17 protein-coding genes are annotated in these 23,584 nt (G+C 69.2%); 6 read left to right on the top strand and 11 right to left on the bottom strand.

Features of this window, described 5'->3' with window-relative positions:
• Window positions 1-322: 322 nt before the first annotated feature.
• A complete protein-coding gene (locus tag OEB96_RS35585) occupies window positions 323-637 on the top strand; it encodes a Dabb family protein (protein ID WP_266221321.1) in 315 nt (104 codons plus the stop codon).
• 33 nt (window positions 638-670) lie between these two features.
• Here OEB96_RS35585 and OEB96_RS35580 read toward each other — a convergent pair whose 3' ends face one another.
• From OEB96_RS35580 to OEB96_RS35560, 5 genes are read right to left on the bottom strand one after another with little or no spacing between them, the layout of a single operon-like run.
• Entirely contained in the window at window positions 671-1,369 is a 699-nt protein-coding gene (locus OEB96_RS35580; RefSeq protein WP_266221320.1) for a hypothetical protein, read from the bottom strand.
• Between the two features lie 34 nt (window positions 1,370-1,403).
• Window positions 1,404-2,693, bottom strand: a complete 1,290-nt coding sequence (locus tag OEB96_RS35575; RefSeq protein ID WP_266221319.1) for a class I SAM-dependent RNA methyltransferase — start codon at window positions 2,691-2,693, stop codon at window positions 1,404-1,406.
• Window positions 2,686-3,294 (bottom strand): DUF1266 domain-containing protein, encoded by a 609-nt coding sequence (locus tag OEB96_RS35570; RefSeq protein WP_266221318.1) that lies wholly within the window; start codon window positions 3,292-3,294, stop codon window positions 2,686-2,688. The genes OEB96_RS35575 and OEB96_RS35570 overlap by 8 nt, the downstream gene beginning before the upstream one ends.
• 39 nt (window positions 3,295-3,333) lie before the next feature.
• Window positions 3,334-4,263, bottom strand: coding sequence for a S66 peptidase family protein (locus OEB96_RS35565; RefSeq protein WP_266221317.1), 930 nt, complete (start codon window positions 4,261-4,263; stop codon window positions 3,334-3,336).
• Window positions 4,260-5,096 carry a hypothetical protein gene (locus OEB96_RS35560; protein ID WP_266221316.1) on the bottom strand — a complete coding sequence of 279 codons (837 nt, stop codon included), beginning with the start codon at window positions 5,094-5,096 and terminating at the stop codon, window positions 4,260-4,262. The genes OEB96_RS35565 and OEB96_RS35560 overlap by 4 nt, the downstream gene beginning before the upstream one ends.
• Window positions 5,097-5,368: 272 nt before the next feature.
• Between OEB96_RS35560 and secA the strand changes: the two genes are divergently transcribed.
• Complete coding sequence (secA, locus tag OEB96_RS35555; protein WP_266221315.1) at window positions 5,369-8,521, top strand: preprotein translocase subunit SecA; 3,153 nt, start codon at window positions 5,369-5,371, stop codon at window positions 8,519-8,521.
• Between the two features lie 20 nt (window positions 8,522-8,541).
• Here the strand turns inward: secA and OEB96_RS35550 are convergent, their stop codons facing one another.
• Window positions 8,542-10,317: an AIPR family protein gene (locus OEB96_RS35550; RefSeq protein ID WP_266221314.1), complete on the bottom strand. Its 1,776-nt coding sequence runs from the start codon at window positions 10,315-10,317 to the stop codon at window positions 8,542-8,544.
• A gap of 210 nt (window positions 10,318-10,527) precedes the next feature.
• Here OEB96_RS35550 and OEB96_RS35545 point away from each other — a divergent pair, with 210 nt between their 5' ends.
• Together OEB96_RS35545 and OEB96_RS35540 are read left to right on the top strand one after the other, a co-directional pair.
• Window positions 10,528-10,905 carry a DUF4345 domain-containing protein gene (locus OEB96_RS35545; protein WP_266221313.1) on the top strand — a complete coding sequence of 126 codons (378 nt, stop codon included), beginning with the start codon at window positions 10,528-10,530 and terminating at the stop codon, window positions 10,903-10,905.
• Window positions 10,906-11,020: 115 nt separating this feature from the next.
• Window positions 11,021-12,196, top strand: coding sequence for a MopE-related protein (locus tag OEB96_RS35540; RefSeq protein ID WP_266221312.1), 1,176 nt, complete (start codon window positions 11,021-11,023; stop codon window positions 12,194-12,196).
• Window positions 12,197-12,276: 80 nt separating this feature from the next.
• Here OEB96_RS35540 and OEB96_RS35535 read toward each other — a convergent pair whose 3' ends face one another.
• The 3 genes from OEB96_RS35535 to OEB96_RS35525 all read right to left on the bottom strand — a co-directional run bounded on the left by OEB96_RS35535 (window position 12,277) and on the right by OEB96_RS35525 (window position 20,174).
• Window positions 12,277-15,861, bottom strand: coding sequence for a serine/threonine-protein kinase (locus tag OEB96_RS35535; RefSeq protein ID WP_266221311.1), 3,585 nt, complete (start codon window positions 15,859-15,861; stop codon window positions 12,277-12,279).
• Window positions 15,862-16,057: 196 nt separating this feature from the next.
• On the bottom strand, window positions 16,058-19,030 hold the full coding sequence (locus tag OEB96_RS35530) for a serine/threonine protein kinase (protein WP_266221310.1): 2,973 nt from the start codon (window positions 19,028-19,030) through the stop codon (window positions 16,058-16,060).
• A 148-nt stretch (window positions 19,031-19,178) separates the two neighbouring features.
• Window positions 19,179-20,174, bottom strand: a complete 996-nt coding sequence (locus OEB96_RS35525; protein WP_266221309.1) for a nuclear transport factor 2 family protein — start codon at window positions 20,172-20,174, stop codon at window positions 19,179-19,181.
• Window positions 20,175-20,293: 119 nt separating this feature from the next.
• On the opposite strand from OEB96_RS35525, the gene ruvX reads away from it, so the two are divergent.
• Together ruvX and mltG are read left to right on the top strand one after the other, a co-directional pair.
• Window positions 20,294-20,740, top strand: coding sequence for a Holliday junction resolvase RuvX (gene ruvX / locus OEB96_RS35520; RefSeq protein ID WP_266221308.1), 447 nt, complete (start codon window positions 20,294-20,296; stop codon window positions 20,738-20,740).
• A complete protein-coding gene (gene mltG / locus OEB96_RS35515) occupies window positions 20,737-21,921 on the top strand; it encodes an endolytic transglycosylase MltG (protein WP_266221307.1) in 1,185 nt (394 codons plus the stop codon). Before ruvX ends, mltG begins: the two co-directional genes overlap by 4 nt.
• 17 nt (window positions 21,922-21,938) lie before the next feature.
• Here mltG and OEB96_RS35510 read toward each other — a convergent pair whose 3' ends face one another.
• Both OEB96_RS35510 and OEB96_RS35505 read right to left on the bottom strand, forming a co-directional pair.
• Entirely contained in the window at window positions 21,939-22,523 is a 585-nt protein-coding gene (locus OEB96_RS35510) for a DUF488 family protein (protein WP_266221306.1), read from the bottom strand.
• Window positions 22,516-23,584, bottom strand: a 1,069-nt coding sequence (locus OEB96_RS35505) for a deaminase (protein WP_266221305.1), incomplete at its 5' end; no start/stop codon positions are given. The genes OEB96_RS35510 and OEB96_RS35505, both read right to left, overlap by 8 nt.

The raw sequence follows: 23,584 nt of genomic DNA, 5'->3' as shown, positions 1-23,584 counted from the left end.
AGCCGATGCCGATGCCGAATGCGATGCAAGATTGCGCGACCGCGTCGATGACCCTACTCGGAGCAAATACCCCAAATCGCGACAGGACGCCGAATACGGCGGCTGTGACGACCTTGGTGAAGTGCCCTCGTCAGAGGGTTGTCGACTCAGTTGCTCATCATTGGCCGCGTCGCCGAGGCCGAACCCACCGTAGCCGGCGTACCGGGGGCTGTCAAGGATGGTTGCATGGCTCGATGATGGCGCCGTACTCGATCCGGCACTTCGCTCGATGCTCGGCCCCTCGCGTTGGCGGTCGTCGGAGAGGCGATGAGATGATGGCGCCGTGATCGAGCGCGTCGTGTTGATCAAGCTCAAGAAGGCCTACGCCACCGATGAGCAGCGGGCCCAGGTTGCCGCAGCCACGGCGTCCACCTTGCCCAAGGCCGAGGGCGTGCGAGCCCTTCGCATCGGCACTCCGGCGGATGGGCGCACGCGACGAGACTGGGATCTGTGCCTGCAGGTCGTGCTCGACGACGTCGAGGCGGTCGAGCGCTACCGGGTGGATCCGGTGCACCGCGCCTATGCCGACGTGTTCCTGCGACCGATGCTCGAGCGGATCCACGTCTTCGACTTCGAGCGCTTCGAACCCGAGTCCTGAGCGCGGATCGGGCCTAATGCGCAAATCGCGCAATCATGAGACCGCCACGTCGGCTCCGCCCAGCGCACGCACGAGGAGCAACCACACCAGGTCGTCTGCCCGGGCCATCGAGACGAAGTAGTGCAGGAGCTGGGCGAAGAGCACCGCACCACAGGCGAACAGGCGGGTCCCGCCTGCGACGTGCTGATCCGGTCCGAAGCCGGCAACGCTCGCGATCTCTCGCAGCGCGATCGTTGCGGTGAGCCCGAGCAACGGCACCGCCCACACCAAACGGAGCGGCAGGCCCAGGCCGAGCCCCACGGTGGCCACCACCAGCCCCATGATGCCCAGTGCGATCAAGGGGTCGATCGGCTCGAGGTACGTGGTGGGCTTGAGCAGGGCGAAGACCACCAAGCCCGCGCATGTCGCCCCGGCCGCCAGCGCGGCTCCTACCACCGTCGCCGGCCCGGCGAGCTCCCATCCGAGGGCGACCATCGGCGCGGCGGCCAGCGCCTCGACGCACACGAACGCCACAAGGCGGATCACCTGCGGTCCCGGGGAGGCCGACGGCGGCGACCAGACATCGAGCGTCATCCAGGCAACCGCGGACACGGCCAGGAACAACGGCCACAGCGGCAAGATGCGATCGACGACCTCGAAGTGAACCAACGCCGACACGAGCAGCCCGAAGCCGGCGCAGGCGACGACGAAGACGATCACCGCAGCGTCCAGGGGATCGAGGGAGCGGTCCATCGTGGGAGCGAGCGAGAGTCTACCGCGTTCCCGGTCACGGCCGCTGCAGCGTGGCCACGCACTCGATGTGGTGCGTGTGCGGGAACATGTCGACCGGCTGCACCTCGACGAGCTCGTAGCCCGCGTCGACCAGCACCCGCAGGTCCCGCGCCAGGGTCTCGGGCTCGCACGACACGTAGACGACCCGCCGCGGCCGGTGCTCGATCACCGCGGCCAGCGCTTGCGGCTGGCACCCGCTGCGCGGCGGGTCGAGCACGATCGCATCGACCGGTCCGGGGATCCCTGCGAGCACCTCCTCGGTCTTGCCGAGCACCAGCTCCACGTTGGTCAGTCCCTCGGCGTTGAGCTTGGCGTCCTGCACGGCGGGCCCGGATTCCTCGATGGAGATCACCTTGCCCACGTGGGCCGACAGCAGCACGGCGAACGTGCCCACGCCGCCGTAGGCGTCGATCACGGTGCCGCCCGAAGGCCCCTCGGCGCCGTCGGGCGACGATGCGGAATGGGCCGCCATGGAGAGCTTCACGCGCTCGCGCACCAGCTCGACCAGACGCTCGGCCTGCCTGCGATTGACCTGGAAGAACGCGGCCGCCGACACACGAAAGCGATGGCCGAGCAGCTGCTCGTCGAGGGAGGACTGCCCGCTCTCCACCACGTCCTCCACCTGTGGCAGTCGGGGCTGGATCATCAGCGAGCCCGGCACCCCGCCCACCCGCACGTTGCACTGGGTGGCGCCGTGCAGTCGCCCGTCGACCCTGGCCATCACCTCGTTGATCCGCGGCTCCATGATCGGGCACTGCGGCACCGGCAGGAACTCGCGTCGAAAGTGGCGCACGAAGCCGAGGTGGCCGTCCTTGACGGTGAAGCGCCCATGGTTGCGGTAGTGCCAGGGATCCTCGGCGCCGAGCACCGAGGCCACCGGGGCGTCCTCGAACCCGCCGTGGGTGCGGAGCTGCTGGCGCACGATCGCACGCTTGAGCTCGAGCTGGCGCGGGTAGGCCACGTGCTGGAGCTGGCAGCCGCTGCAGTGCTCGAACACGGGGCATCGTGGCTGCACGCGGTCGGGCGAGGGCTCGAGCACCTCGAGCAAGTCGACCGCGATCCACTCCCGGCGATGCCGGCGGATCCGTACCCGCACGCGCTCACCGGGAATGGTGCGCGCTGCATAGGCTCGCTTGTCGCCCAGCGGCCCCACGCCATCGCCCTTGGGAGCGATCTCGTCGATGACGACCTCGGCCTCCTGCCCGACCTCGAGACCGGGGGGCGGCGGCGGCATGGGCGGTCCCTTGCGACGCCCGCGCTTGCGTCGACCGTGGCGCTCACCCATGGGCACCATCCTCCGACTCGGCCGGGGTCAGCGCCGTGTCCCACGGCAGCTCCTTCCAGCGGGTGTCGTCGAGGCGCGCGAGGTTGTCGAGGAGCGTGATCATGCCGTCGTCGTCGCTGCTGCCGTCGAGCGGCAGCTCCTTCCACTGGCGTCGCGCCTGCACGTAGGCCTGCGCCATCGCTCGCCAGCCGGGATGGGCCGCCTGCAGCCGGCGAGCGATCGGTACGATCTCGCTCCAGCTGACCTCGTCGGCGAGCATCCCCGCGGCCACGCCGAGTCGAGACACCAGGATGTAGCGCAACAGCGGCCATGCGTGGTCGCGGCCGTCCTCGTCCGCGAGCTGCAGCAGCGTGCGACGGTGCTCGAGCGGCCCGTACACGTCCCACCAGTGGGCGAGGATCCGCCGCGCCTCCGCGCCGGGCAGGTGCGCGTAGTCGCAGTCACCGGTGACCAACAAGAATGCGTTCTGCACCCAGCGCCGATAGGGGTCGTGGGCGTCGGCGGCGAGCCGGGCGTCGGGGCCGGGCCGTCGCCACAGCCACAGTCCCAGCAGGGCGGCGGTCAGGCTCACGCCGATGGCAACGAGGGACCAGGGCGGCACGGCGGGATCATGCCATCTTTGGCGGGGCGGTCGGGGGGTTCATGGCGGGCCAGCCACCGGCTCGAGCAGCTCGAGCGAGCAGTCGTCGGCGACCAGGCGCACGCGGGCCCCGAACGGCAGCGCCGCGTTGCGCTCGGGGTCGTGGCCAAAGGGAAAGCCGGTGACCACCGGGACCCCCAGGGTGGCCAGCCGCTCCACCACCACGTCGTGGGCCGTGGGGCCGTAGCGGCCGGTCTCGGGCTCCTCGCAATCGGTGAGCTGTCCCACCACCACTCCGCGGATGCCTCGCATGGCCCCGGCGCTCAGCAGGTGGGTGAGCGTACGATCGATGCGATAGGGGCGCTCGGTCACCTCCTCGATGGCGAGCACCGCTCCCGCGAGCGAGGGCATGAAGCGCGTGCCCACCAGCGCCCGCAGGACCTCGAGGTTGGCGGCGACGAGCGTGCCCTCCACCGTGCCGCCGTGGATCACGGTGCCCTCCGTGGCCTCGATGGGCGCCGGCACCTCCCCTCGCAGCAGGTCGACCAGGCGCTGCAGGTCGTCGGGGCAGGTGGTGGACAGCTGGGTCACCACGGGGCCGTGAATCGAGGGAATGCCTGCGCGGACCCAGGCCCAGCACAAGAGCGCCGTGATGTCGGAGAAGCCGACCAGCAGCTTGGGGTGACGCCGCAGCAGCTCGGGGTCGAGCGCGCTGAGCAGGCGCGTGGCCCCGTAGCCGCCGCGGGCGGTCATCACCACCCTGGCATCGGGATCGCCGAGCGCGGCGTGCAAGCACTGCAGGCGCAGGCGATCGGAGCCGGCGAAGTAGCCCTCTTGCTCGTGGATGTTCGGCGCGAGCACGAGCTCGGCGTCGAGGTGACGTCGCAGCACTCGCAGGCCGCGATCGAAGCGCTCGGCCGGGACCGGGCCCGACGCCGCGACCACGTGCACCCGATCGCCCGAGCGGAGGGCGGTGGGACGGCCGCTCACTTGCGACGCCGGCTCCGCTTCCTGCGGCGCTTCTTGCCGTCTTCCGAGGCGGCGGGGTCGTCGGATGCGGCGGCCTCTTCGCCAGCGGGCTCGTCACCGCCGCCGTCGGGGTCGTCGTCGGAGCCCGCCTCGTCGGAGGCTTCGTCGTCGCTCGCGTCGCCTTCGGCCGCTGCTTCGCCCTCGGCGTTCGCGTCGCCTTCGCTGGTCTCGCTGCCGCCCTCGTCGGAGGCGGCCTGCTGCTCGGCGGACGCCTCGTCGCTGCCGCCCTCGTCGTCGGAGGCGGCCTGCTGCTCGGCGGACGCGTCGTCGCTGCCGCCCTCGTCGGAGGCCACTTGCTGCTCGACGGCCGCCTCGTCGCTGCCGCCCTCGTCGTCGGAGGCTGCACGCTCTTCGTCCTCGCCCTCGTCGACCGTGCCGGTGTCGTCGTCGTGGATCATCACGGGGGCCGGCATCGCCATCACGGCGTCAGATACGTCCATCGACAGGCTATTGTCGGGCACGACCGGCTGCACGACCGGCGTCCCGTCCTCCAGATGCTCGGTTCCCACCTTGGCGGCGCGCTGCCGCACCTCGTCCCCCACCCAGCGGCCATGGAAGCCACGGGCCGCGTTGCGCTCGGGCACCTCCACGACCCACACCACCTCGAGCGCGCGGCGCTGCTCGCCCTCGATCACGGTGAGCACCGTACGCACCGGCGGCGGGTCGTCGAGCGCGACGAACACGCCTTCTTCATCCGCCCCCGAAGGCGAAGGCCCGAGGTTCGTGGGTTGGAGAGTGGCCTGCTCGGCCAGGCGAACGTTGCGGATCTCGAGGATCACGGCGGCTTCGGTCATGGTGAGGCTCGTGGGCGGGGCGCGTGGCCGGGCTCGTGGCTCGGGTCGTGGGCGGCTGGGGCGGTCACTATAGCAAGGCCCTGCACCGCCAAGGACGGCCAAGCACGGACGGTCGGGATCCGCGTCCTCGGCGCGTGGACACGCGCACGGACCGGGCCGTACCCTTGCGCGTCGTGCTCGCGGTGGGAACCCCGCGCGAGCCCGGCGCAGCACGCCCCCAAGGCCCTCGGACCCGCGCGGCACCCGAGTCAGGCCGGCCTCAGAGAGCCATCATGCTAGGCAGCATCGTCAAGAAGATCTTCGGCACCAAGCACCAGCGGCAGATGAAGAAGCTGCGGCCGCTGGTCGAGCGCATCAATGGGCTCGAGCCGACCCTGGAGAAGCTCGGCGACGAGCAGCTGCGGGGCAAGACGGCCGAGTTCCGCACCAAGCTCGACAACGGGGCCTCGCTCGACGACCTGCTCCCCGAGGCGTTCGCCAGCGTGCGCGAGGCCAGCAAGCGCACGCTGGGCATGCGCCACTACGACGTGCAGATGATCGGCGGCATCGGCATGCACCGCGGGATGATCTGCGAGATGCGGACCGGCGAGGGCAAGACCCTCACGGCGACCTCGGCCCTCTACCTCAACGCGCTGCCGGGTCGGGGCGCCCACCTCATCACCGTCAACGACTACCTCGCCAGCCGCGACGCGGAGTGGATGGGGCAGATCTACAAGTTCCTCGGGATGAGCGTGGGCACCATCGTCCACGGGCTCTACCACGGCGAGCGCCAGCGCTCCTACCGCTGCGACATCACCTACGGCACCAACAACGAGTTCGGGTTCGACTACCTGCGCGACAACATGAAGGAGACGATCGAGAAGTACGTGCAGCGCGACCTGCACTTCGCGATCGTCGACGAGGTCGACTCGATCCTGATCGACGAGGCCCGCACGCCGCTCATCATCAGCGGCGAGGCCGACAAGCCGGCCGATCTCTACATCACGGTCAACCAGGCCGTGCCCTCGCTGCGCCGCGATCTCGACTACGTGGTCGACGAGAAGGCCCACAGCGTGCAGCTCACCGACGCGGGGGTGGACCGCATCGAGCGGCTGCTCGACTGCAAGAACCTCTACGCGCCCGAGAACAACGAGCTGCTGCACCACGTCAACCAGGCCCTGCGCGCGCACGCGCTCTACAAGAAGGACGTCAACTACCTCGTCGAGAAGGGCGAGGTGATCATCGTCGACGAGTTCACCGGTCGCAAGATGGAGGGCCGGCGCTGGAGCGACGGCCTGCACCAGGCGATCGAGGCCAAGGAGGGCGTGCCGATCCAGCCCGAGAGCCAGACCCTGGCCACGATCACCTATCAGAACTACTTCCGCATGTACCGCAAGCTCGCGGGCATGACCGGCACCGCCGACACCGAGGCGGAGGAGTTCCACAAGATCTACGAGCTCGGCGTGCTCGTGATCCCCCCCAACCGCTCCATCATTCGCGACGACAAGGACGATCTGGTCTACAAGAACGAGCGCGGCAAGTTCAAGGCCATCGTGGCCGAGATCCGCGAGCGCACGACCAAGGGGCAGCCCATCCTCGTGGGCACCACCAGCGTCGAGAAGAGCCAGGTCATCCACCAGCTGCTCGATCGCGAGGGCATCGCGCACAACGTGCTCAACGCCAAGCAGCACGAGCGCGAGGCCTACATCGTGGCGCAGGCCGGTCGCAAGCACGCGGTCACCGTGTCGACCAACATGGCCGGCCGCGGCACCGACATCATCCTGGGCGGCAACGCCGAGATGATGGCCAAGGCGCACTACGACCCCGACAAGGAGCCCGAGGAATTCGAGAAGCTCCACCAGGGGCTCAAGAAGCAGTGCGACGACGAGAAGAAGGATGTGCTCGCGCTGGGTGGTCTGCACATCATCGGCACCGAGCGCCACGAGAGCCGCCGCATCGACAACCAGCTGCGCGGCCGCGCCGGTCGCCAGGGCGACCCGGGCTCGTCGCAGTTCTATTTGTCGCTCGAGGACGACCTGATGCGCATCTTCGGGGCCGATCGCATCACCGGCCTGATGGAGCGCCTGGGCATGGAGGAGGACGTGCCCATCGAGGCCCCGCTGGTCAACCGGGCCATCGAGAATGCGCAGAGCAAGGTCGAGGCCATGCACTTCGACACGCGCAAGAACCTGTTCGAGTACGACAACGTGATGAACGAGCAGCGCAAGGCGATCTACCTCTTGCGCCGCCAGATCCTCGAGGGCCGCTACCGCCCCGAGATCCTCGACGAGCAGGCCCGCGACGAGCAGCAGCACAAGCTTCCCGATCCGCCCAAGGAGTCGGGGCCGCACACCATCGAGTCGCTGTCGGAGAAGATCCGCGAGCGGGTCAAGGCGATCATCGATGCCCACTGTGCTGCGCTGGTGGCGGCCAAGTCCGAGGCCGGCACCGAGGCGGTCGACGACGAGCGCGTGGCCGGAGGCAAGTGGCCCAGCGGTGGCGTGGAGGCCGAGGCGCTCACGCACGAGCTCTACCGCCACTACGGCTCCATGGTCGACTTCGCCGCGGTCAAGGGTGACTACGGCAAGCTGCTCGAGCTGGCGGTGCGCGAGATCGCGTGGGCGCTGATCCAGCAGCGCGAGCGCCTGCACGACCTGGCCAACGCGCTGGTGGCCCACGTGGTCGAGCAAACCTGCCCGGCCGACGTGCACCCCGACGAGTGGGAGATTCCCGAGCTCGAGAAGCAGCTCGAGCAGCGCTTCCACGTCGAGCTCGAGCTCCGCGACGTCCCCGAGAACCTCGACGACCTGGTCGACGTGTGCTGGGACGCCCTCGAGGCGCTCCTGCTCGAGCGCGAGGAGCAGTTCGGTCTGACGACCTACCTGTTCCACATCCGGCGCCTGTGGCTCGACGAGATCGACGGCCAGTGGATCGCCCACCTCAAGAACATCGAGCACCTACGGACCGGCATTGGCCTGGTGGGGTACGCCACGCGCAACCCCAAGAACGAGTACAAGATCCGCGGCTACAACCTGTTCAAGGAGATGTGGGAGGGGATCGAGCAGACCGTGCTCGACAAGGTCGTCACCCTGCGGCTCACCGAGGAGGAGCGGCGACAGGCCGAGGAGGGCGCCGAGTACGAGACCGCGCTCACCCGCGCGAGCGCTCGCCAGCGGGGGGCGGGGCAGCCGCGGCGGGTCGCCGCGGGGCAGCAGCTCGACAAGCTGCAAGAGGCGGCGCGGCGGGCGATGGAGCAGCTGCAGGCCGCGGCGGCCTCGGCCGCCATGGCCTCGCCCGAAGAGGCGACCGAGGCGGCGGCCGCGGCCGCCCTGGCCGTCAAGGACGTGCCAAAGGTCCGTCCGAACGAGCCCTGCCCGTGTGGCTCGGGCAAGCGCTACAAGAAGTGCCACGGCAAGAAGGAAAAGCCCGCCGAGGCGACCGCGTAGGCCGGCTTCGGCGAGCGCCGTCATGAGTCGACGAGATCGTGCGTCCTCGTGGTCTTGGCGGCGTCCTTCGCGAGCAGCTCCTTCAGGACCATGGGATCGATGGCCTCGTCCCTGTCGAGCACGAGCAGCAGCTCGCCGTGCCGGAAGAGGGACGACAGCCGCTGGAAGCCGATGTCCATCCTTCCGTAGAGGGACTCCAGCCCCGCGCCGATGACCAACGTGGCGAGGCGGAAGTACTCCTCGCCACGCTCGTCGATGAGAGCCTTGGCCTGGGCGAAACTGCGGTGATCGAGTCGGTCGAGCCCAATGCCCAGATCTCGGAGGAGCAGCTTGCCCATCAGCATGGCGGCGAAGTGCGAGGCGTAGCGGACGAAGTCGGGGGCCCTCCACGGTGGCCGCTTGCGCTTGGACTCGGCGATTCGGAACAGCAGCACCGCCACGATCGCCTGCGCTGCGTTGAGCTCGTGGCCGAAGATCTCGTCGTAGAGCCGCCCAAAGTGCTCGCCAGACATGAACTTTGCCTGCTGAGGCCGACGGCGCCACACCGAGAGGACGGCGGTGGCCGCGATTCCGCTGGTGATGACATCGCCTGGCCTCGTCCCCGACTCGCTCCGTTGCCTCCGGTACTCGTAGCCGAGGTCCTTCATCGCGAGCTCGAGCTGCTTCTGGATGGGGTCGTTGGAGCGCAGGTCCCTGAGGTCGACGGGGTTCTGGCTGTTGGTGGCGTAGGTGATGGTGTGGACGAACGACTTCGAGTCGTCACCCGTGATCTGGTAGAGGCGCACCAGCACGAACGCATCGTCGAGCCTGGGCGCATCGGGGCCGAGCTCGGCGAGCGTGGCCTGGATGGTCTTGCAGGTCTGGCCGCCGTTGATGATCTGTAGACCCTCGACTCGCACCTCGTGGTCGGCGGGCTGGAGCGCGTTGTGGCTGAACTGGCGGCAGATCAGCGTGATGCCGTTGTTGTAGAAGAAGAAGCTCGGGCGTTCCTCCTCGTTGCAGAGCGTGCTGCGGATGCCCAGATTGACCCGGTTGCCGTGCATGCCGAGGTAGCGCCGGACGTTGCGCTCGAGCAGGCGGTCGCCGTGAGTCTGCATGAGACGAGCGATCTCGCCCACCGTGACCTTGCCGAGGAACACTCGGCTGAAGTCGAAGTCCTCCACCACGGCCTTGCCCGAGAACTGGATGGTCTCGTCGACCGGCTGAGTCGACTGGAGGATCTGGAACAGGGTGTCGTGGTTGACGTGCTCGAACTGGACGCGATTGGCGGGGAAGCCCTCGCGGTCGATGATTCGCTGGGCCACGGGTCGTTGCCACGGCAGGCCGTTGTTGCACAGCAAGAACCGCACGCGGGGGATGTAGCCGTCCACGATCAGCGAGCGGATTTCCTCGACGTGCGCGAGGAGGCGTGGGTTGAGATCGACGGGCGCGTGGGGGTTGAACAGGGCCCGAATCGCGGCAACGGCCTTGGCGACCCCGTCCTCGGGAAAGTGAGCCTGGCCATCCAGGTTCTCGTGCTTGTACTTGCCTTGGAACAAGGTGACGGTGAATTCGCCCTCGGAGACGTCGGAGACGTCGAGGGCATCCACGCCGAAGTCGTTGCCGCCCTCGGTCAGTCGGTCCAGGGCGTCGTCGTCATCGAGGTCGAGGACGGCCTTGACACACAGCACGACGAACGCGATCGACCGACCGAGGGTCTCGTCGACCTTCTTTTCGAGGAGTGCCTCCATGCGATCGTGGAGGCGCGTCGCGAGCCCGCGAACCTGCTGATCGATGATACCGACGGCGAAGCTCATGGAGGCGTTGCCACCATAGCACGACCCATGTGCTCGGCCTCGTGGGGGCTCTGGTACCAGCCGAGTGGAACATCCGAGCCCCCGCGGTGGTCCCCATCGTTTCGACATCCGCATGGCTCGCGCTGGTGTCGGTGCGATCGGTCTGCGCATCGGGCCCCGAGCCGGATCTTGGACCCACGCCGGCGGCCCGGTCGCGCTATCATCCGGGTCGTGCGGCTCCGACTCGTGTTCGCTCTCATCGTGATCGCAGCGGCGATCGCTGCCATCGCCTCGCCGGTCGAGGTGGGAGAGTTCCTCGGCCGCCCGGCTGCGACGTCCTCGGAGATGATCAACCTGCGGGCCAGCTGGGGTGGCGCGTTGCTGGGGGTGGGGCTCGCCATCGGCTGGGCTCAGCGGCAAACCCGTGCGCAGCGGGTGGTGTCGTGGCTGATGTGGCTGATGGTGGGGATCGGCCTGGCTCGCGCCGTGGGCTTCGTGCTCGACGGCAGCCCCGATCGGCTGCAGTGGGTGTGGCTCGGCGCGGAGATCGTGATCGCGGTCGTCTGTGCCTGGTGGCTTCGCAGGCGCTCGGCGCTCCCGAGCTCGTGAGCCTCGCTCCGAGACTCGGCGCCGAACGACGCCGCTGGCTTGCGGAGGCTGCGCTGTCGCCCATTCCATGGCAACCCGCATCCATCGGCCGCCGCATCGCTGTTATCATTTCGCCGTGGCCTTGCTCCTGCGCGCTCGTTGGGTGCCGTTCGCGGCGATGTTGATCTCGTTTGGTTGTGCGAGCGGGGAGTCTCCCGGTGGCTTCACCAGCCTCACCTCCTTCGGAGGGGATTCGACCACCAACGACACCGCCGACACGGGGGTGACGACGTTCGATTCCAACGACACCGGGGTGATGACCAGCGACGGCTCCGATGATGGTCCAAACCCCACGGGTCCCGATCCCGACACGGGTCCCGATCCCGACACGGGCCCCGATCCCGACACGGGCTGCGTGCCCGAGGACGAGACCTGCAACGGCCTCGACGACGACTGTGACGGGGTCCCCGACAACGGTGATCCCGGCGCGGGCGAGGACTGCAACACGGGCATGTCCGGGGTGTGTGCCGATGGGGTGACCGCCTGCGAGGGGGGAGCGATCGCCTGCAACCCGGTGATGATGGCCATGCCGGAGACCTGCAACGGCCTCGACGACGACTGCAACGGCGAGGCCGACGACGGCAACCCCGGTGGTGGAGGGGCGTGCAACACCGGCATGCCCGGGGTGTGCTCGGCCGGGACCAACCAGTGCAGCGGTGGTGTGATCTCCTGCGTGCCGGACACGGCACCGTCGAGCGAGGTCTGCAACAGCCAAGACGACGACTGCGACGGTGTGGTCGACGACGGCAACCCGGGGGGCGGCGGTGCCTGCAACACGGGTCAGCCCGGGGTCTGCGGCCCTGGCACGCTGTCGTGCTCGGGCGGTGCGCTGATCTGCTCGGGCAACATGGGGCCGGGCGCCGAGATCTGTGGCAACGGCCTCGACGAGGACTGCGATGGCGTGGCCGACGATGGCTGCGGCTGTCCCTTCGGCCTGTGCACGTCGCCCGGCCTGCCGCAGGTCAACGGCTGCGATCCGTGCGTGACCCAGGTGTGCGCGGTGGATGCGTTCTGCTGCAACAACCAGTGGGATGCGATCTGCGTGGACGAGGTGGCGTCGGTGTGCGGGCTGGCCACCTGCGTCTCGCCCGCGTGTGCCCACCTCGTGTGCCAGACCGGGGTTGCGCTCGCGGCCGGCTGCCACCCGTGCGTGACCACGATCTGTGCGGTGGATGCGTTCTGTTGCAGCAATTCGTGGGATGGGATCTGCGTGGGCGAGGTGGCCAGCGAGTGCGGCCTGAGCTGCCCGTAGCTCTCGCACCACCACCAACGACGCCGGTCGGGCTCGAGCCCGGCCGGTGCGCGTGCCGTGCTCGCAGGCGGGCGCCCGGCTCAGCTCATGAGGCTGTCGAGGGTCTCGCGGAGCTCGGACACCGAGCGGTCGAACGCCTCGTGGTCGAGCGCATGGCCCAGGCGTGAGCGCTGGATGTCGACCAGCTGCGCGGCCCGCCGCGCATGGGTGGCGGCGCGCGGGCGATCGCCCTCGGCGAGGGCGAGCTTGGCGAGGCCCAGCTCGGAGCGCCAAAGGTGCAGCGAGTCGATGCTCCCGAACAGGGTGCTGGCGCGCTCGAGCTGCTCGCGCGCCTGCGGCAGGTTGCCGTCCTCGGTGCTGATGAGTCCCAGCTCGAGCAGGGCCTGACCCTCGTAGACGCGGCGGCCGACGGTGGCACACAGCTCGCGGCCGGTCTCGAGCATCTCGATGGCGTCCTCGGTGGCCTCGGCGGCTCGCAGGATGCGGCCCAGGCTCACGCGGCAGTCGCCCTCGGAGGCCAGGTCGTGGATCTCGAGGAAGATCGCGAGCGCCTCGCGAGCGCGGGCCTCGGCTTCGTCGAGGTTGCCCTGCTGGAGCGAGCACACGGCCAGCAGGTGCAGCTCGTGGCCCTCGCGGCGACGCAGCGACAGACTGCGCGCGTGCTCGAGTGCTCGCTCGAGGTGGCGAGCCGCGCCCTCGAGGTCGGCTCCTTCGAGGAGCACCTCGCCCAGCACGCTGGTGGCCCGCGACTCGGCCTGGAGGTCGTGGCACTCACCCGCCAGGGTCAGCGCTCGCTGGGCGAGATCGTGGGCCCGCTCGAGGGCTCCTTGTTGAGTGTGGATCGCGGCGAGCTCGGCCATGGCGAGCACGCGCATCGGCGCGAGCTCGGGCCCCTCGGCGCTGTCGATGATCGGCTCGACGGACAGCGCGGCGCTGTCGAGCTGGCCGTGCGCGGCGGCGGCCCGAGCGGTGCGCAGGCGAGCCTCGAGCTCGCGTGGGCGATCGCCGAGCAGCTCGGCGAGCTCGATGGCCATCTGGCCGAGATCGATGCTCACCTCGAGCAGGCCCCGGCTGAGCTGGCAGCCCGCGAGGCTCAGCATGATGTCGAGCCGCTGGGCGTCCACGCCCTCGTCGTCGGGGTGGCCGTCGGCGAGCTCGAGCGCGCGCTGGAGCACGGCGTCGGCTTCCTCGAGCCGGCCGATGCGGGCGTAGAGCAGGCCGGTCAGGCGATCGAGCTCGATGGTGCTGTGCGTGGGCACCGGCTTGCCGAGCACCGAGAGCGCCTCGGCGGCCTCGGCCGCCCGTCGCAGGCTGAGCTCGGCGTGGTCGTGATCGTAGTGGGCAAGGGTGTCCTCGGCCGCTCGCAAGCCCCACCGCAGCGTCTCTTCGTGGTCCTCGACGGCGTGGTAGTGGTAGCAGAGCACGCGAGAGATGCGATCGGCCTTCTGGTCGCCGTGGAGCCGCAGCAGCGCGTCGACCACGGTGCGATGCAGGCGTCGTCGGCGACGTCGGCTCAGGCCGTCGTAGAGCACGCTGCGGAGGGTGGTGGTGTCGAAGCGGAAGTCCGAGGCGGGCGAGCGGACGTCCTCGCTCAAGAGGTTCAGCTTGACCGCACGCTCGAGCAGGACCTCGAGCGCGTCTTCCTCCATCGCGGTGGCGGCACGGAGCAGTTCGAAGCCGAACTCCTCACCGACCACGCAGGCGGTCTCGAGCACCGAGCGCAGGTCCTCGGGTAGCCCCTCGAGCTTGGCTTGCACGACGCTGTACACGGTGTCGGGCAGGGCCACCGAGTCGAGCGGGCTGCACGAGTACCCATGGGGGTTGCGTTGGATTCGGCGTGCCTGCACCAGCTGTCCCACCACCTCGGCGAGGTAGTAGGGGTTTCCGCTGGTCGCGTGCTGGAGCCGTCGGATGTCCTGCGGGCGAATGCGAATCCCGGGGAAGCAGGCCTGGAACCACGCCCGCACCTCGCCGATCCCGAAGCCCTCGAGCCGCAGCATCGAGAGCGTGCGCTGGCTACCCAGGCGCGCCAGCCAGGCGTCGAGCTCACCATGGTGCTCGTTTCGAGCGCCCATGCGTCCGGTGCCCACCACCATCACCGGGCCGTCGATCGCTTGCGGCAGGTGGGCGAGGAACTCGAGGTCGAGCGCAGTGCCCCACTGCAGGTCGTCGACCGTGAGCACCAGCGGTCGCCCCACCGCGCGATCGGAGAATCCCTGGGTGAGCGCCGAGAATGCTCGCCACTTGTCCTGGGTGAGCGCCGGATCGATGCCGGGGTTCGAGTTGCTGCCGGATGCCAGGTGGGTGCGCCGCGGCGCACTGTGGGACGGGGGCGCGGTCAGCATCCACGAGAACGTCTCGTAGGGCGGGGGCTGATCGCCCTCGTAGGCGAAGAAGCGCCCGCGCAGCACCAACGCGCCCTGGCTGCGGGCCCAGTCGCCGAACATCTCGAGCAAGCGGCTCTTGCCCACGCCCGCATCGCCGCGAATGACCACGATGCGCCCGCGTCCGTCGAGCGTCATGCGGTACTCGCGGCGCAGCGCATCGAGGTCGCTGGCCCGGCCCACGAAGACTTCCGAGAACGCGAGGCCCTCGCGGACCTGCGCCACGCTGGTGCGCTCGCCTCCGTCGAGGTTGACGCTCACGTCGGCCGTGGTCACGTCGCTCGCCACCGGAGCGGAGAGCGACATGCTGGCGGGGCCATCGGGGCGAGGGATGTCGCTGCCGCTGATCTCGGTCCCGGGGCTCGGGCGGGAGCGCGCCAGCTCGAGCGGGGGGCGGTCGTGCTCCGATGCGGATGCAGCCAGCGGAGCTCCCACCCGGGCGGCCAGCTCCTCGGGCGAGCGCGGGCGATCACCGGGCTCGCGCGCGAGCGCGGCCTCGATCCCCGAGCTGACCTCTTGCGGAAGATCGGGCACGAGATCGGCCGGGCGCTCGTAGTCGCCGTTGGTGATCCTCCAGATGGTGGCGGCGTTGTTGTCGGCGCGGAACGGCGAGCGCCCGGTGATCATCTCGTAGAGGATCACGCCCAGCGCATAGATGTCGCTGGCGGTCGAGGCGTTGTTGGCCTCGATGAGCTCGGGCGACATGTAGCTGCACGTTCCGAGCATGGTGCCGGGGCTGGTGAGCGCCGAGACCTCGGTCTCCATCAGCACCTTCGCCAGGCCGAAGTCGAGGACCTTGACCGTCTCGCGACCGTCGTCGGCTCGCGAGAGGATCACGTTGCCCGGCTTGAGGTCGCGGTGCACCACGCCCCGGCGATGCCCGGCCTCGACCGCGGCGCAGAGGCCCGAGAAGATCCACAGTGCGCGCGCCAGGGGCATGGGCGCGTAGTCACGGATCACCGCGGCCAAGGTCGGCCCCGCGAGGTACTCCATGACCATGTACGGCGGCCGACCGGGGGGCTCGCCGAAGTCGAAGATCTTCACCACGTTGGGGTGGCGGATCTTGGTGGCGGCTCGAGCCTCGCGCAGGAAGCGGACGCGATTGGCCTCGGTGTTCTGCGAGGACAAGATCGACTTGATGGCGACCTTGTCTTGCAGCGGCATGCGCTCGGCGACATAGACGGCCCCCATGCCGCCCACGCCCAGCAGCCGCTCGACCCGGTACTTCCCGTCGAGCACTTCACCGGGCGTGAGCTCGAGGGGGTGGCTTTGGATCGTCACCGGACTCGACCCATGAAAACACCTGCACAAAGCCCCCACAATCGTCCTGAGGGGGTCTTTGGCGCGTTTTCGACCAGAGACGATGCATCGCGACCGCACACGACGGCGCACAGTCGCCCACGTGCATCACCCTGCGCGGGGCGCGAGGAGGAGCGGCCTACCGACGGATTGGCCGACGACTGGCCGGGGTGTGGGCTCAAGGGACCGTGAGTTGGTCGCGGGTGTTGGAGGGGCGGGTGCGGAACTTGGCCTTGCGTACGATCTCGAGGATGCAGTCGCCGGTGGAGTCCCGAGGGGAGACGCTCGGCAGCTTGAGCGTCCCTTCCGGTCCGATGATGAACGAGACCGTGTACTTCTTGCCGGGGCTGCACTTCTTGGCGGCGGCCTTGGCGACCCGCTTCTTGACGGTGCCGTCGGGGGCAGGACCCTTGGGCTTGGTCGGCTCGGTCGACTTGGGCTTGGGCTTGGGCGTGGGATCGGGCTCGGTGCCGTCGTCGGCTTCGGCTCCATCGTCGGCTTCGGCTCCGTCGTCGGCCTCGGCTCCGTCGTCGTCGGCCTCGGCTCCATCGTCGCCGGCCTCGGCCCCGTCGTCGCCGGCCGGGGTGCCATCGTCGGCCGCAGTGCCATCGTCGGCTGCGGGGGTGCCATCGTCGGCCGCGGGGGTGCCATCGTCGGCGGCCGGGGTGCCGTCGTCCGCAGCCGGGGCCTTGCCATCGTCGGCGTCGGCGTCGGCGTCGGCGTTGGCCTCGGCCTTCGTCTCGTCGGTCTTGGTCTCCTCGGGCTTGGGGTCGTCGGCCTTGGCCGTCTCCTCCGTGTCGTCACCCGCGAACAACATGTACGCGACCAAGCCACCCGCACCGATGGCGACCAGCGCTCCGACGAGGGCCAACATCACCCAGCGCCCGCTGCCGATCGGCTCGGATTCTTCCTCGTAGGCTTCGATCCCCGGAGAGGAATGCAGCAGGTTGTTGGGCCCGCCCGGCATCGGATGCTGGACCTCGGCTCCGGGGTTCGGCGCGAATCCGTGGGGACCCGCAGGCGGGGCCTGGATGCCGACGGCCGCGAGTGCAGCCGCCTTGGTGACCTCGTTGATGTCGACGACCTGCGTGCCGCCGACCTGCACCAAGTCGGATGCGTCGAGCTCGAGCGGATCGTTGCCCGAGTCGAGGATCATGGTGCGATCCGTACCCGCTCCCGCGAAGGGATCGTCGAGCATCAGCGTGCGCTTGGGTCGATGCTCGTCCTCGCTGAGTCCGCCCATCGCCGCCGATGGGGGATGGATCATGGTGCGCTCCGCCAGATCCTCACCGGCGGGCGGGTGGATCATGGTGCGCTCGGCCCCCTCGGCGAAGTCGTCCTTGGGCCGGGTGAGCGGAGTATCGACCATCATGGTGCGGTCGATGCCCGCCTGCGGATACGACGGCGCGGGTGAGGGCGTGGGCGCTGGCGTGGCGGCGGAAGGAGGCTTGGGTCGCGCGAACGGAGCATCGACCATCATGGTGCGGTCGATGCCTGCCTGCGGATACGACGGCGCGGGAGCTGGCGTGGCGGCGGAAGGAGGCTTGGGTCGCGCAAACGGGGCGTCGACCATCATGGTGCGGTCGACGCCCGCCTGCGGATACGGAGCCGCGGTGGACGGTGGCAGCGTGGGCCTGGCCGACGGCTGATCGAGGGGCGTGCCGGCTCCCTTGGGTCGCGCAACCGGCGACGGGGCGAGCATCGTGCGATCTTCGGGCTCGGGCTCCGCCACCGCGGGCCTGCGCGAGGCGGAGCTCGGCTTGGCTCCCCCGGGTCGATCGAGCTTGGGCGCGGCCGGCTTGCTGAAGGCGGCCGGCCGACCGGGACGCGCCCCCGAGGGTTGTGGGCTTGGGCGATGCGAGGCGGGGGCGGGGGCAAAGACGGTCTTGGCCGTGCCCAACCCGGGCTCGGGTGGTGCGGTCTTGTTCGGCGTTGGCGAGCTCGGCCCGCTCGCGCCGGGTGGGCGGGGCGGCGGGGCGGCGGGGCGGCCGAACGAAGGGGGTGGGCTCGGAGGGGGACCGAGGGTGCGCCCGCGGGCTGGTCCCCCGCCGGGTGGAGGCATGGTGAACCCGGGGGCGGCGAGGTCTCGCTGCATGGGCCCCGGGGTGGGTGGCCCTGGGATCAGCGAGCCGGAAGGCGTGGGATGGATCCCCGAGCCCACGCTGCTGCGCTGCATGGAGGTCGACGAGCTTGCCGATGGCGCGACCGGGTACACCGACTGCGTGGCGGGATTGCACGGCTGTCCGTTCTCGTCGAGCGAGAGCAGCAGACGCTCCACGTCCTGCATGGTCTGCGGGCGAGCGCTCGGATCCTTTTGCAACAGGTGGTGGACGAGCTCGACCACCTTCGGCGGAAGATTGGGCGCCTTGCTCTGCAGCGGAGGAGGGGCTTGGGTCGCGTGCTGCAGCAGCACGTCGAACGCATTGTTGCCGTCGAACGGCACCTGGCCACCCAGCATTCGGTAGGCGAGGACGCCGATCGAGTAGACCTCGGAGCGGGCGTCGGCCGTGATGCCGCGGGCCATCTCGGGCGCCATGTAGCTCGGGGTGCCGAGGATCTCGGAGGTGCCCGTCAGCGCGCGGTCTCCCTCTTCGAGCTGGTCGAGCTTGGCGATGCCGAAGTCGAGCACCTTGACCAGCTCCTGCCCCTCGGGGCCCATGAGGAAGCAGTTGGCGGGCTTGATGTCGCGGTGGATCACGCCCTGCGAGTGCGCGGCGTGGAGTGCTCGCACGACCTGCACCAGGACCCAACGCGACGCCGGCCACGACATGCGACCGATGCGCTTGAGGCGAGTGCTGAGGTCCTCCCCGACCAGCAGCTCCATGACGGTATAGACCGTGCCGTCGGGCATGCTGCCGTAGTCGAAGATGCCCACCACGTTGGGGTGGCGGATGTTGGATGCCGTTCGAGCCTCGCGCTTGAACCGCTCGACGTAGTCGTCGCGGTGCATCAGCGTGGGCTTGAGCACCTTGAGGGCAACGCGACGGCTCAGTCGTGTGTCCTGGGCTTCGAATACGGCACCCATGCCACCCGCGCCGAGGATGGAGCCGATCTGATAGCGTCCGTCGACGAGGGTGCCGCTGAGGTTGGGCACCCCGCGCGGCAGCATCTCGTCATCGACCTCGGATGGATTGGACCGGACGTCGCTCACGGGTGGAGCGCTGATGCTATCGCAGTTGGACGGCTGGGCGAACGCCATCCGAGGGGGCGCTCACCGAGGCCTCGTCCGAGCGGGTGGGCGGTGTGCGTGCCTGTCGGTTCGACTGGTCGAACGGAAGGCCGCAAACGTGCACGGACATTCAGGGATCGAGCCGCGGGGAGCGGGGGCGACCTCGCCGATCGACGTAGTGCCAGGTCTCCGCGATCGCGCCGTCGATCACCCGATGAACGTCGGCGAAACCGAATTCCTGGGGGTTCTCGGCGCTGGGCTCACGCCCGTGGACTGCGCCTTCGACCACGACCCAGCCCGCCGCCGAGTGGCTCCGCGCGATCGTCAGGTGCCCCGAGTCCCCCATGGTGGCCTGGAACCCGGCCAGATAGGCGTCGCGGCCTCGCCGGGTGCGACGCGCGATGATGTCGTGGAGCACCACGGTCTCGGCCAGCCGCGCCCGGGCCGCGTCGTCCTTGCGCCCATCGAGCGCTTCGGTCAGGTCCGTGACGAGGGCGATCGCGTCGGGGTTGGGCTTGCCGCGCTCGAGCGCCACCTCGCCCAGGGGCCCGAGGTCCATGGGCTCCGATGGATCGGAGCCCAGCCGAATCGGTCCGAGAGGATCGCCATGGTGGTGGATGGCCCCGATTCCGTCGCCCCGCGGCATCACCATCAGCACGAGCTCGTGGCGGTTCGGCGGCTCGGTCACGGCGACCTGCGCCACGAACGGCCCACCGAGGTCGATCATCCGTCGCACGTCGATCTCCACGCTCGGGCCCGTCCACGGCAGCATGGCCCGGGGGAGATCGGACCCCGACACCGACTCGGCGACGCTCCCCGGAGGAAACCACCGACCGTCGGGGCGCAGGATCGGACCCAGTGCGTCACTGTCTCCGCCGTCCACGCTCTCGAGCGCGCGCCACAGGGATTGCATGGGGGAGTTCGCGGCGGTCAGCGCGGCCGGCAGGGGAGGGCCCGCATCCACGGGGGGAGGGGGCGCCAGCGGCCGGGGCTCGGGCTCGGCCGGCGTGGGCTCGACCTTGGCCTCGGGTGCGGGCGGTCGCTCGGCGGTGGCCGGCGTCGGTCGAGGGGCTGGCGACGGACAACCAACCACCGAGATCGTCATCAGCAGGCCGATCGCGCCCACGAAGGCCCCATGCGGTCTCGAAGCGGGGGAAGCTTGGGTCCTCGGGTCGAAGGATCGTGCGAGCGACGGCATGCCGAGGCGGAGCATGCCCAAGCCCCGCCCGTGCTACAACGCGCTCCATGCGGGCCCTTGCCCTCGACGTTGGTGCTCGAACCATCGGGCTGGCGCTCAGCGACCCCGACGGAATCGTGGCCTGCCCGTGGGAGACCCTGGCTCGGCGCGGTGAGGCCGCGGACGTGAGCGAGCTGGTGGTGCGGATCCAGGCGCGCGAGGTGGGGCGGGTGGTGGTGGGCCTGCCGCTCGAGCTCGACGGACGCGAGGGGCACCGGGCCCGCCGGGTGCTTCGTCTGGCGCAGGCCCTGCGAGAGCGGCTGCACGGCCTGCCCGGGCCGAGCGTGGAGGTGGTGACCTGGGACGAGCGGTTCTCCTCGGCTGCGGCCGAGCGGGCGTTGCTCGAGGCCGACGTGTCTCGCAAGCGTCGCAAGGAGAAGATCGACGCGGTCGCGGCCCAGGTGATCCTGCAGGGCTGGCTCGATGCACAGCGCCCCGCGGAGGCACGCACGTGAGCGCGGCCGCCTCCCGGGGTCGGCGGCACCCGTGGTGGAAGCCGCGGCGCTCGCGAAGGATCCAGCGCTGGGCGCTCGTGGTGGTGCTCGTGAGCCTGGGCCTGGCCGCCTGGGCGCTCCATCGCGCCTATACGCGGCTGGTCGCCTATCCCGATCGCCCCGGGATCGGGAGCGCGGAGATCATCGAGGTGGAGATCCCCAGCGGCGCCTCCTTTCCCCAGGTGCTCGCGTTGCTGGTGGAGCACGGAGTGATCGCCGAGGAGGAAGCGGGCTACTTCAAGCTCTACGTGCTGCACGAAGGGGCCGCGCGCAAGACCACGGCGGGCCCGCACCACTTTCGTGGCGACATGACGCCGGCGCAGATCCTCGAGGAGCTCGCACGCAAGCAGAGGAGCCAGGAGCTGAGCGCGACCATTCCCGAGGGCAAGAACATCCTCGAGGTCGCCGCGCTCCTGTCCGAAGCAGGCCTGGGCGACGCGGCCGAGCTCGAGGCGGCGATGCGAGATCCGGAGCTGCTCGCCGAGCTCGAGATCCCCGGGCCCACGGCCGAGGGCTATCTGTTCCCCGATACCTACAAGTTCCGCGCCGGGGCCTCGCCGCGCGAGGTGATCACTCGCATGGTGCAGCGGCATCGCCAGGTGTTCGCCGAGCTGCGTCGGCGCCATCGGGTCGAGGCCAAGGAGCTGGAGAGCCAGCTCGGCTGGGGCGATCACGAGATCGTGATCCTCGCGTCCATCGTCGAGAAGGAGACGGCGGCCAAGCACGAGCGGCCGCTCATCGCGGGGGTGTTCCTCAACCGCCTGCGCTTCCCCGGCTTCTCGCCCAAGCTGCTGCAGACCGATCCCACCATCGTCTATGGCTGCGTCGTGCCTGCCGACAAGAGTGAGGCCTGCAAGAAGTTCGAGGGGCGCATTCGGACGATCCATCTGCGCGACAAGGACAATCCCTACAGCACCTACGCCCACGAGGGGCTCCCGCCGGGGCCGATCGCCAATCCGGGCAAGGACGCGCTCGAGGCCGTGCTCTTCCCCAAGAAGTCGCGCTTCCTCTACTTCGTCTCGCGCAACGACGGCACGCACCAGTTCAGCAAGACGGTGGCCGAGCACGAGAAGGCGGTCGACCTCTACCAGCGCAAGGGAGCGGTGGGCGATGGCTCGGCAGCCGGGGCTGCGGATCCCTGAGCCAGCCACCGAGCAGCTCAAGGATCAGCAAGATACTGGAGTTCGAAGCGGGGCCCGATCCTCTCTAGGGCGCCAAGCACGATGTCTCGGTCCGAGCTCGGCCCTGGGGGATCGGCGCCGATCAACAGCACGGGGCCCTCGTCGAGGAGCGCTCGGAGCTCGCGGATCTCGTTGTCTCTATCTTCGAGGTAGCGGGTGAATCGCGAGCGGAGGAGCTCTGGATGCGAAGACAGCCCGGCAAAACGGTTGGCCAGGCTCGAGAAGTGAGAATAGGTGATCCCCAGCTCTTGGAGCATGTGCTGGAACGCAGGCATCGGTAGGCCGAGGCGCAAGAAGGATGGAGCAATGCGGATGTCGATGATCCTTCGAACCTGCAGTTCCCGGAGGAACTCCCGAATGGGGCGCAGGGCCAACGATGCGAGGGAGCCCGAGATGAGGACCGGGTTTCGGCCAGATTGGAATCCCGGCAGCGCCAGTTGACCGTTTGGAGAGATGGCCGCCGACCCCCGCACCTCGAGTAGCTGCCCTCGTCTCGTGCTTTGCTGGGCTCGGCCTTCTCCCTCCACGACCCGCAGGGGGGGGGGCTTTCTCCGGTCATGCATGGCTACCCCCTTCGAGGGCCTCGGCTACGCTTGCCGCCACGTCATCCTCCAATGTCAGGAAGCTTCCCTTGAGGATGGGGTCCGTATGCGCAACGCGGTGGGCGAGGTCGACTCGCAGTCCGTCGCCATCCTTGAGGTCGCGTCGCTTCTCGAACAGGGCGGTGAATCGACGAGGGGCGACTCCACCGAAGAGACGAAAGACCACTCGCGGGTCGTTCTTGCGATCGACCGGTTGGTCCACGACCGAAACGTCCCTGACCGCATCACTGTGTAGCTCGTTGGCCAGACTCTTGTCGTAGGGTTCGATGTACACGACCTCGTTGATCCCCGCTGCGACGATGTGTCGTGCACAGCTGTGACAAGGGTAGGTCGTGCAGTACAAGGTCGCGCCTTCCGACTTGGCGGTGCCTTCTCTCGCGATGGCAAGGAGTGCGTCCATCTCCGCATGGATGGCGCGGGAGAATTCGATGAGGTCTCGAATGCGGGTGGACTTCAGCGCCTTGACCAGGTCCTCGATCGACGCAGCAGGAGCGAGAAGGGGGGCCTCGACCTCCTGGTCGATGTTCTTCGGGGTGATCTTGGTGCTCTGGAGCTTCTCGAAGATCTCCTGGTAGATCTCCTTCTTCTTTCGATCGTTGCGACAGTGAGGGTCGTCGCTGGGCCACTTGAAGCAACGGTGGTCTGGTTCGCCGCCGTCGGCGTAGAGTCCTCCCTTGGGCGAGGGAGGGTCGTTCGTCCCAACGGAGAGTAGTTCCCCCTGCTTCGAGACTATGGCTGCTCCTACTTGACGCGACATACACGAAGACCGTAGCGCTGCGGACCAGGCCGCCTGCATGCCCTTTTCATCCTGGTGGGGCCGTACGATCTCTTGGCCAGTCACAGCTTGGAGGAACCGCCACAACTCGTCTCCAAGCATCTTTTCCGACTGATTGTCGTTGGCAACGAAGAAATCGGAGAGGTGGAGCGTCTTGCGAACCTTCTGAGTGCGCCATGAAGCTTGGAGAAGGAGGATTGCCATGTAGCAGCACGAAACCTTCTTTCGTGACCCTGTGGACCTCGAC

The sequence above is a fragment of the Paraliomyxa miuraensis genome (assembly GCF_026337845.1).
Taxonomy (GTDB): domain Bacteria; phylum Myxococcota_A; class Polyangia; order Nannocystales; family Nannocystaceae; genus Paraliomyxa; species Paraliomyxa miuraensis.
This window is presented reverse-complemented; position numbering and strand designations above follow the sequence as displayed.